Annotated in this window: 8 protein-coding genes; 4 read left to right on the top strand and 4 right to left on the bottom strand. The window is 60.7% G+C overall.

Features of this window, described 5'->3' with window-relative positions:
- On the bottom strand, nucleotides 1–717 hold a 717-nt coding region (locus FY112_RS07170; protein ID WP_246700627.1), incomplete at its 3' end, for a GGDEF domain-containing protein.
- A gap of 347 nt (nucleotides 718–1,064) precedes the next feature.
- Between FY112_RS07170 and FY112_RS07165 the strand changes: the two genes are divergently transcribed.
- On the top strand, nucleotides 1,065–1,271 hold the full coding sequence (locus FY112_RS07165) for a hypothetical protein (protein ID WP_151518070.1): 207 nt from the start codon (nucleotides 1,065–1,067) through the stop codon (nucleotides 1,269–1,271).
- Between the two features lie 25 nt (nucleotides 1,272–1,296).
- On the opposite strand, the gene FY112_RS07160 is transcribed toward FY112_RS07165, so the two are convergent.
- The gene (locus FY112_RS07160; RefSeq protein WP_151518066.1) at nucleotides 1,297–2,904 is read right to left on the bottom strand and encodes a fumarate hydratase; all 1,608 of its coding nucleotides are present in this window, start codon (nucleotides 2,902–2,904) and stop codon (nucleotides 1,297–1,299) included.
- A gap of 193 nt (nucleotides 2,905–3,097) precedes the next feature.
- Here FY112_RS07160 and FY112_RS07155 point away from each other — a divergent pair, with 193 nt between their 5' ends.
- Complete coding sequence (locus tag FY112_RS07155) at nucleotides 3,098–3,931, top strand: VCBS domain-containing protein (RefSeq protein WP_151518065.1); 834 nt, start codon at nucleotides 3,098–3,100, stop codon at nucleotides 3,929–3,931.
- Between the two features lie 135 nt (nucleotides 3,932–4,066).
- On the opposite strand, the gene fumC is transcribed toward FY112_RS07155, so the two are convergent.
- A complete protein-coding gene (gene fumC / locus FY112_RS07150) occupies nucleotides 4,067–5,458 on the bottom strand; it encodes a class II fumarate hydratase (RefSeq protein ID WP_151518064.1) in 1,392 nt (463 codons plus the stop codon).
- Nucleotides 5,459–5,624: 166 nt separating this feature from the next.
- On the opposite strand from fumC, the gene FY112_RS36645 reads away from it, so the two are divergent.
- Nucleotides 5,625–5,786: a hypothetical protein gene (locus tag FY112_RS36645; protein ID WP_165504108.1), complete on the top strand. Its 162-nt coding sequence runs from the start codon at nucleotides 5,625–5,627 to the stop codon at nucleotides 5,784–5,786.
- A 75-nt stretch (nucleotides 5,787–5,861) separates the two neighbouring features.
- Nucleotides 5,862–7,775, top strand: a complete 1,914-nt coding sequence (locus FY112_RS07145; protein ID WP_151518063.1) for a murein L,D-transpeptidase — start codon at nucleotides 5,862–5,864, stop codon at nucleotides 7,773–7,775.
- A 147-nt stretch (nucleotides 7,776–7,922) separates the two neighbouring features.
- On the opposite strand, the gene FY112_RS07140 is transcribed toward FY112_RS07145, so the two are convergent.
- Nucleotides 7,923–8,639: an HAD family hydrolase gene (locus tag FY112_RS07140; protein WP_181018175.1), complete on the bottom strand. Its 717-nt coding sequence runs from the start codon at nucleotides 8,637–8,639 to the stop codon at nucleotides 7,923–7,925.
- Between the last annotated feature and the right edge of the window lie 221 nt (nucleotides 8,640–8,860).

The following is an 8,860-nucleotide window of genomic DNA, read 5'->3' as shown; positions in this document are numbered from 1 at the left end:
GACGGAGGCGACGGTGGCGAGCACCTTGTCACCGACCGGATGGCCGTAGGTGTCGTTGATCTTCTTGAAATTGTCGATGTCGCAGAGCAGCAGCGCCGTCACCGGCCGCATGCTCGAATTGTCGAAGATGGCGGCGAGGCGGTCGTCGAAGGCGCGGCGGTTGGAAAGGCGCGTCAGCGAGTCGGTGTTGGCGATGCGCTTGTATTCGTCGAGTTCCTTGCGGACCTGATCCATCTCCTGCGTGCGCTGGACGACGTCCTCGACGGTGCGTTCGCCATGCGCCATAGTGTCTCCGGTTGCCTGGCTCAGCAGATCGATGGCGTTTTCGATCAGCTCGACGCTGGCATTGCTCTTGGAGGTGATGCGCTTGTGGGTCTCGCCGAGCAGCCTGGTATAACTTTCGAGCGAGCTCTGCTCCTGCTTGAGAATGCGCAGCAGGCCATCGAGTTCGCCTGCAATGCGCGTATGGGCATCGTCGAAGACGCGGGCCGGGCTGTGGGTGAAATGCTGCGCGCCGAGCGCATCGAGTTCGGCCTGGGTCACCTGGCCGCCGAGGGCCGCGAGCTCGCGGGTGAGGGCTGGATTGGAGCCGATATAGGCCTCGTAGAAGAGTTGGTAATTGCGCGGTATCGGCGCGACGCCCATGGAGCGCATGGCATAGGTGATCTGACCCGCAACGTCGGGAACCGGCACCTTGGGCGCGACAGCCGTATTCATCCGGCGAACTCCTCATATATTCAAAGGCAATATTCTATTTGTTAGCTTAAATTTCTTGGGAAAAGATTAAAGCGATATATACCAAAGATTACATACGACAAATGCCCCATGGGGCAATACTTCGATCAGACCTATGATTCTCCACGGAAAAACGTATCTTTAGTGGGACAGCGCATACTCGCTGGGCGGGTACAGTGTCTGAAAAACTTGCAGTTCTTCTCTGCCGAGGACCGTATTCATCTTGTCGACAGCTGGTTTTGGCGGTTTCGTATTGCAGTTCCGGTATTTCGGGGTGATATTTCTTGTTGGCAAACCCGATCGTAGCCGGCAAGCCAGGGCGTGAGATCGTGGAAACCTCCCACCATATTTCTTTCGCCATCCTGACCTTCACTGTCCTCGCCGCCGGCGCCTCGCTGCTGGAGCACACCGGCTTCTTTGCCGGTGCGTTCCGCACGGAGATCCTGGCGAGGGGCGATGCCGGGGATGTGGTGAGTGTGGGCGAGGCGGTGACGGCGCGGAATGTCGACGCGTCGGATAAGTCGTCGGCACGGTAGAGCAGGCGGCAACGCAGCCTGCCCATCACCCTAGATTCAGCTCCTGGAAGAAATCATTGCCCTTGTCGTCGATGACGATGAAGGCGGGGAAGTCTTCGACTTCGATTTTCCAGACCGCTTCCATGCCGAGTTCGGGATATTCGAACACTTCAACCTTGCGGATACAGTCCTGCGCGAGACGGGCGGCGGGGCCGCCGATGGAGCCCAAGTAAAAGCCGCCGTGTTTCTTGCAGGCCTCGCGCACGGGGCGCGAACGGTTGCCCTTGGCTAGCATCACCATCGAGCCGCCGAAAGACTGGAACTGATCGACGTAACTGTCCATGCGGCCGGCCGTGGTCGGGCCGAAGGAGCCGGAGGCGTAGCCGACCGGTGTCTTGGCCGGGCCGGCATAATAGACCGGATGGTTTTTCAGGTAATCGGGCATGCCTTCCCCCTTTTCCAGCCGCTCGCGGATCTTGGCGTGGGCGAGGTCGCGGGCGACGATGATGGTGCCGGTCAAGGAGAGGCGCGTCTTGACGGGATGCCTGGAGAGTTCGGCGAGAACCTCGGCCATCGGCCGGTTGAGGTCGATGCGCACTGTCGATTCCGACAGTTTTGCCTCGTCGATCTCGGGCATGTATTTCGACGGATCGGTTTCGAGCTGCTCGACGAAGATGCCGTCGCGGGTGATGCGGCCCTTGGCCTGACGGTCGGCGGAACAGGAGACGCCGAGGCCGATCGGCAGCGAGGCGCCGTGGCGGGGCAGGCGGATGACACGCACGTCATGACAGAAATACTTGCCGCCGAACTGGGCGCCGACGCCCATCTGCTGCGTCAGCTTGTGGATTTCCTTCTCCATCTCGACGTCGCGAAAAGCGTGGCCGCTCTCGGAACCTTCGGTCGGCAGCTCGTCGAGATAGCGGGTAGAGGCGAGCTTGACGGTCTTCAGGTTCATCTCGGCCGAGGTGCCGCCGATGACGATCGCGAGATGATAGGGAGGACAGGCTGCCGTCCCTAACGTCAGGATCTTCTCCTTAAGGAAGTCGATCATCCGGTCATGGGTCAAGAGCGAGGGCGTGCCCTGGTAAAGGAAGGTCTTGTTGGCCGAGCCGCCGCCCTTGGCGACGAAGAGGAATTCGTAGGCGTCGGTGCCTTCCTCATAGATGTCGATCTGGGCCGGCAGGTTGTTTTTGGTATTCTTCTCCTCGAACATTTTGACCGGCGCGAGCTGCGAGTAACGCAGGTTCTTCTTCTCGTAGGCGTCCATGACGCCGCGGGCGAGCGCTGCCGTATCTTCGCCTTCGGTCCAGACCCTGCGGCCTTTCTTGCCCATGATGATCGCCGTGCCGGTATCCTGGCACATGGGCAGCACGCCGCCGGCGGCGATATTGGCGTTCTTCAAGAGATCGTAGGCGACGAAACGGTCGTTGTCGGTCGCCTCGGGGTCGTCGAGGATCGAGGCGAGCTGCTTTAGATGGCCGGGGCGCAGCAGGTGGTTGATGTCGGCAAAGGCGGTTTCGGCCAGCAGGCGGATGCCTTCCGGCTCGACGGTGAGGATCTCCTGGCCCTTGAACGTGTCGACCGAGACATGGTCGCCGCTGAGCTTGCGATAGGGGGTGGCATCCTTGCCGAGGGGGAAGAGATCGTCAGCCATCGAAGTGACCTTTCTGGTAGGGCGTCGCTAGATTGGAACCGGTCTAAATCCGCTGCCCTGCAAATGCACTCGGGACCACGCGCGGCGGATGAGGCGAACCGTCGAAATCGGTCCGACAAAAAGACGACTTCAAGTTGCCTTCTGTTGGAGGCCAGTACATATTCCCGGCAGCGTTAACCTGCCGGGGCTTCCAATGACAAATGCAAAGCCAACTGCTGTCGACGACCTTCTCGTTTTTTTCGAAGACAATTGGATCCGTGGGAATCTGCTGCGCCTCTCCAGCGATCCCGAGGGAGCGGACATGTATGTTCGCTTCGTCAATGGCGTGCGTATCGACGCCAAACATGGGCCTGACCACGAAACGATCATACGGGGCGAGTACGGAACCTTCAGACTGAAACCTGACGGTCACTTCGAGTACGAACTGGACTACACGCTCGACGTCGTGAAAAATTTATCGAAATACGATCAGCTCATCGAGAAGCTGAGCTTCAAGATGTCCGATGGCTCGGGGGGCACGGACCTCGGCGTGCTGACGCTCGCGATCGACGGCGTCAACGAAGGCGACAAATACCATGAAAACCTGGATTTCGACGATTTGGGCGTCTTATCCAGGGCCGATAATTTCTCTCTGCCTGACTATCGCAACTTTGCGCTCTCGGTGAATGGCAGCCACGAGGTGACGCTGCTGAACGGCATCGTCTACGATACGATCCCGGGCGTCAACGCCATCACCGAGGACGGTTTCAGCGATACCGTTCTATCGCCGGGTTCTGCGCCCGTAAGCTTGAAAATGCTCGATGGCGGGGAATTCACCTTTCAGAGCGTTTCGATTGCCGAATTGTCGGCAGCGCCCTTCCACCTGACGCTCACCGCGCTGAACGACGGCCAGATCGTCTATCAGCAGGAGCTCGAGGTCGCCGGCCCCACTCTCGAGGTCAATCTCGAAGACATCGAAGAAATCCGTTTCGACTTCATGGGCAATTCTGTCGTGATGGACAATTTTTCGCTGTTTGCCTTGCTATAGGCTGGAGGGAGTCGAGGCGTTGCGGCATATCCCCTTCTCCCCGCGAGCGGGGGTCCGAAGGACGGGTCGAGACCTGTGGCTCGACCCCGGTTGGTGGCGGCAGCCGGATGAGGGGCTGTGGCCTATGCGACCTTCCTACTTCGGCCCGATCATCGTTTCCGGGCGAACGATTGCATCATATTCTTCCGACGTCACCAGGCCGCTGGCGAGGCTCTCTTCCTTCAGCGTCGTGCCGTTCTTGTGGGCGGTCTTGGCGATCTTGGCGGCTGCGTCGTAGCCGATCTTCGGGGCAAGTGCCGTCACCAGCATCAGCGAGCGTTCGAGGCCGGCCTTGATATTGTCCTCGCGCGCCTCGATGCCGACGACGCAATTGTCGGTGAAGGAGACGGCGGCGTCGGCGAGCAGCTGCACCGACTGCAGGAAATTATAGGCCATCATCGGATTGTAGACGTTGAGCTCGAAATGGCCCTGGCTGTCGGCGAAGGTCAGCGCCGCGTTGTTGCCGAAGATATGGATGCAGACCTGCGTCAGCGCCTCGCACTGGGTCGGATTGACCTTGCCGGGCATGATCGAGGAGCCGGGCTCATTTTCCGGCAGCGCCAGCTCGCCGAGGCCGGCGCGCGGGCCGGAACCGAGCAGGCGGATGTCGTTGGCGATCTTGAAGAGGGCGGCGGCGGCCGCATTGATGGCGCCGTGGGAAAAGACCATGCTGTCATGCGAGGCGAGCGCCTCGAACTTGTTCGGCGCGGTGACGAAAGGCATGCCGGTGATGGCGGCGATCTCTTCGGCGACCTTTTCGGCAAAGCCAACCGGCGCGTTGAGGCCGGTGCCGACGGCAGTGCCGCCCTGGGCGAGCTCGCATAGGCCGGGCAGGGTCATTTCGATGCGCTTGATCGCGGAGCCGACCTGGGCGGCATAACCCGAAAATTCCTGGCCGAGCGTCAGCGGCGTCGCATCCTGGGTGTGGGTGCGGCCGATCTTGATGATGTGGCTGAATTCGGTGACCTTCATGTCGAGGGCGGCATGCAGGTGCTTCAGGGCCGGCAGCAGGTGATGGGCGATCTGCTCGGCGCAGGCGATGTGCATGGCCGTCGGATAGGTGTCGTTCGACGACTGGCTCATGTTGACGTGATCGTTCGGATGCACCGGCTTCTTGGAACCCATGACGCCGCCGAGCATTTCTATCGCACGATTGGAGATCACTTCGTTGGCATTCATATTGGACTGCGTGCCTGAACCGGTCTGCCAGACGACCAGCGGAAAGTGGTCGTTCAGCTTGCCGTCGATCACCTCCTGGGCGGCGTCGACGATCGCTTTGCCGAGGGCAGGATCGAGCTGGTCGAGCGACATGTTGGCGCGGGCAGCGGCCTGCTTGACGATGCCGAGCGCGCGCACGATCGACAGCGGCTGCTTTTCCCAGCCGATCTTGAAATTGCCGAGCGAACGCTCGGCCTGGGCGCCCCAATATCGGTCGACGGCGACCTCGATCGGGCCAAAAGTATCGGTTTCGGTGCGGGTTGCGGTCATCGGCCTTGCCTTCCCTTTACATGCTGTTTTCGGGCATTTTCGAAAGATGAGGTCTTATAGGTTGGAAAGTCCGACAAGAAAACTGGACCCCGCGCGAAATATTGAAATCGGAAGTCATGTTTGCGCGGGCTTTTCGGCGTGCCTTTTAAGCCACTTTGGAAATTTTATGCGTCCGCGCGTTTTCGCCGGGCTGGTCTGGCGGCGAAAATTCGGTAAAAAATTAACTAATAATTTCATAATTTTGTGTGAACTGCTGGGCGGCGCCGGGCAGGATCTCCGTCACATAGAATTGAGTCCGCCGGCGCTGGCGGCGCACGCCGGTTTCTGATCAATGAGGCCCTACGCTGCTTGAATTTCGCGGGATTTGAGCTGAGAACAGCATGACACCGGGACTGGAATATATATGACCTTCGTTTTTAAAAGCGCGGCATCCGCGTTGGCAATTTCCTGCGGCGTGGCAGTGATGAGCGCCGCTCCCGCGCATGCTTACACACTGATGGATATGCTGCGCGGCGACAGGCAGCGGACCCAGAGCACTATCTTCATGGACCAGATGCCGCCCGGCCGCGTAGGCCAGCGGGGCGGCGTTGGCGGATCGCTCGGCGGGCTCGACCCGGAAGCGCCGCTGCCGAAAGTGAGCGGTCCGCGCGATTACACCTATAAAACCGAGACGCTGCAGTTCGTCGATACCGGCAGGTTCGCAGATCCGGTCGTCACCGGCGCGGTCGCCGATGTCTCGGGCAGCGGCGATGCCGCCGCCGAACCCGCCGTGCAGCGTCGTTTCCTGGCACAGGCCAAGGTGCGCGCCAATACCGACGTCGCCAAGGCGCTCGAAGCCTATTACGGCAACAGCCGCAATCCGCTCGTCTGGGTAGAGGGCAACCAGATCAACGACCGCGCCAAGTCGGCGATGCTGGCACTTGCCGATGCGGCCCTCGTTGGCCTCGACCCGGCGGACTACGCCGTCCAGACGCCTGATATCGATCCGGCCAATCCGGACCCCGCCTTCCGCGACCGGGCGCTGACACAGTTCGAGCTCGATCTCTCCGCCAAGGTGCTCGCTTTCGTCCAGGACACGGTGCGCGGCCGCATCGATCCGAACAAGATCTCCGGCTATCACGACTTCCAGCGCAAGGTGGTTAACCTGGCCCCGGTGCTGAAGCTTGCCCGCATGAGCCCGGATGTCGGCGCCTACATCGCCAGCCGCTCGCCCGATAGTCCACAATTCCAGGCGCTGAAGGCGGAGCTTGCCAAGCTTCGCGCCGCCGACGGCGGCAATGAGGAGCGAATCGTCGTTTCGCTCGACAGGCTGCTGAGGCCTGGCGACAGCTCGCCGGAGATCGCCAATATCGTCAAGGCGATCGGCAAGCACGGTTCCGAAACGCTGAGGACCGATCATGCAGCAACTCTTGCTGCTTACGCCGGCAGCATCGACTATTCGCCCGACATCGTTTCGCTGGTCGAGGATTTCCAGAAAGAGCGTGGGCTGAAGCCCGATGGCGTCATCGGCCAGGCGACTGTGCGCGCCATGACCGGCGGCGATACCAATGCCTCGAAGATCGACAAGCTCGTTGTCGCCATGGAACAGGCGCGCTGGCTGCCGGAGGATCTTGGTTCCCGCTACGTCATGATCAACCAGCCGGCCTACATGGTCTACTACCACAATGACGGCAAGGAACAGTTGTCGATGCGCGTGGTGGTCGGCGGCAAGAACAACCAGACCTATTTCTTCGACGACGAAATCGAGACGGTCGAGTTCAACCCGTTCTGGGGCGTGCCGCAGTCGATCATCATCAACGAGATGCTGCCGAAGCTGCGTTCGGATCCGAACTATCTCGACCAGCTCGGTTATGAGGTCGAGGTAAACGGCCACGCCGTCGCCTCGTCGAGCGTCGATTGGTACGGCTCGACCAACAATGTTTCGGTGCGCCAGCCGCCGAGCAGCGACAATGCGCTCGGCGAACTGAAGATACTGTTCCCGAACAGCCACGCGATCTACATGCACGACACGCCGTCGAAGAGTTTCTTCAAGCGCGACATGCGGGCGCTGAGCCACGGTTGCGTACGCCTTGCCGATCCGCGGGCGATGGCGGCCGCCGTGCTCGGCACGACGGTCGACGACGTCGCCAAGCAGATAGCCAGCGGGCAGAATCATGCGGTGCGTGTGCCGCAAAAGATCCCGGTCTATGTGTCCTACTTCACCGCCTGGCCGAACAAGGACGGCGTGGTGGAATATTTCGACGACGTCTACGGCCGCGACGCTTATGTCGACAAGGCTTTCGATGCGACGAGCAAGGCGCGTGGGGCGCAGATCTGATAATCAGCTCTGATTAGTGATGCTGACGGGTGGTCTTTGGGCCGCCCGTTTTTGTTATTTTCCGCGCGCACGAATGGAACAAAGCGGAGAGGGCTTGCGGCGTGATACCCCACGGCACGCCGGCAGAGAGTGAGGAACGGCTCCGCCTCAGACGGCGATCTTCTCCGCATATTCCCGCAACAGCGTTTCCACCAGTTCCGGTGTCAACGCATCGAAATGGGTGATGATAACATCCGGATCGAGGCTTGAAACCGGCACGTCGGAATAACCGAAAGGCACGGCGATCGACGGTACGCCGGCGTTTCTTGCCACGGCGATATCGTTGACGCTGTCGCCGATCATCACGGTGCGGGTGATGTCGCCGCCGGCGCGTTCGATGGTGCCGGTGAGGTGGCGGGCGTCGGGCTTGCGGTATTCGAAGCTGTCGCCGCCGGTGATGGCGTCGAAATACCGGGTAAGCTCGAGCTTGCCGAGCAGGCCGAGTGCCAGGCTCTCCATCTTGTTGGTGCAGACGGCGAGGCGGTAATCCTGAGATTTCAGCCGGTCCATGGCGGCGACCAGGCCAGGATAGGGTTCGGTCCGGCCGGGCATATTGCCGGCATAATGGGCGACGAAGCGCTCGACCAGCGGCGGCAGGGTATCGCTTTCGAGCGGATGGCCGCGCAGCCGGCAGGCGCGCTCGATCATCACGCGCGCGCCCTGGCCGACGAGATGGGTGAGGTCGTCATAGCTGACCGGTTCGAGGTCAAGGGCCGCGATTGTATGGTTCAGGCTCTCGACCAGGTCCACATGGGTATCGAGAAGGGTGCCGTCGAGATCGAAGACGACAAGCGCCGGGCGAGCGGGAACAGGGGTCAAGGGTATGTCTCTTTGAGCGATGGTCGTCTTGATGAGCGATGGATCGTCCCTGAGGAGCGATGGATCGTCCTGAGGTAGGCGATCGTGCGGCGGAAAGCAACGTCCGGCGATGGTCGGGAAGGCTGCAGGCCTCTGTTTCGGCTTTTCATTTTCCGTGATGATTTTGACTTTCGTTTGCCAGGCGAGCCGTGTAAACAGCACATCCAACGCAATATCAGGAGCTGGCG

It is taken from the genome of Rhizobium sp. PEPV16 (genome assembly GCF_008919455.1).
GTDB classification, from domain to species: domain Bacteria; phylum Pseudomonadota; class Alphaproteobacteria; order Rhizobiales; family Rhizobiaceae; genus Rhizobium; species Rhizobium leguminosarum_Q.
The sequence above is the reverse complement of the archived record's forward strand: the minus strand, read 5'-3'. Positions and strand labels throughout refer to the sequence as shown.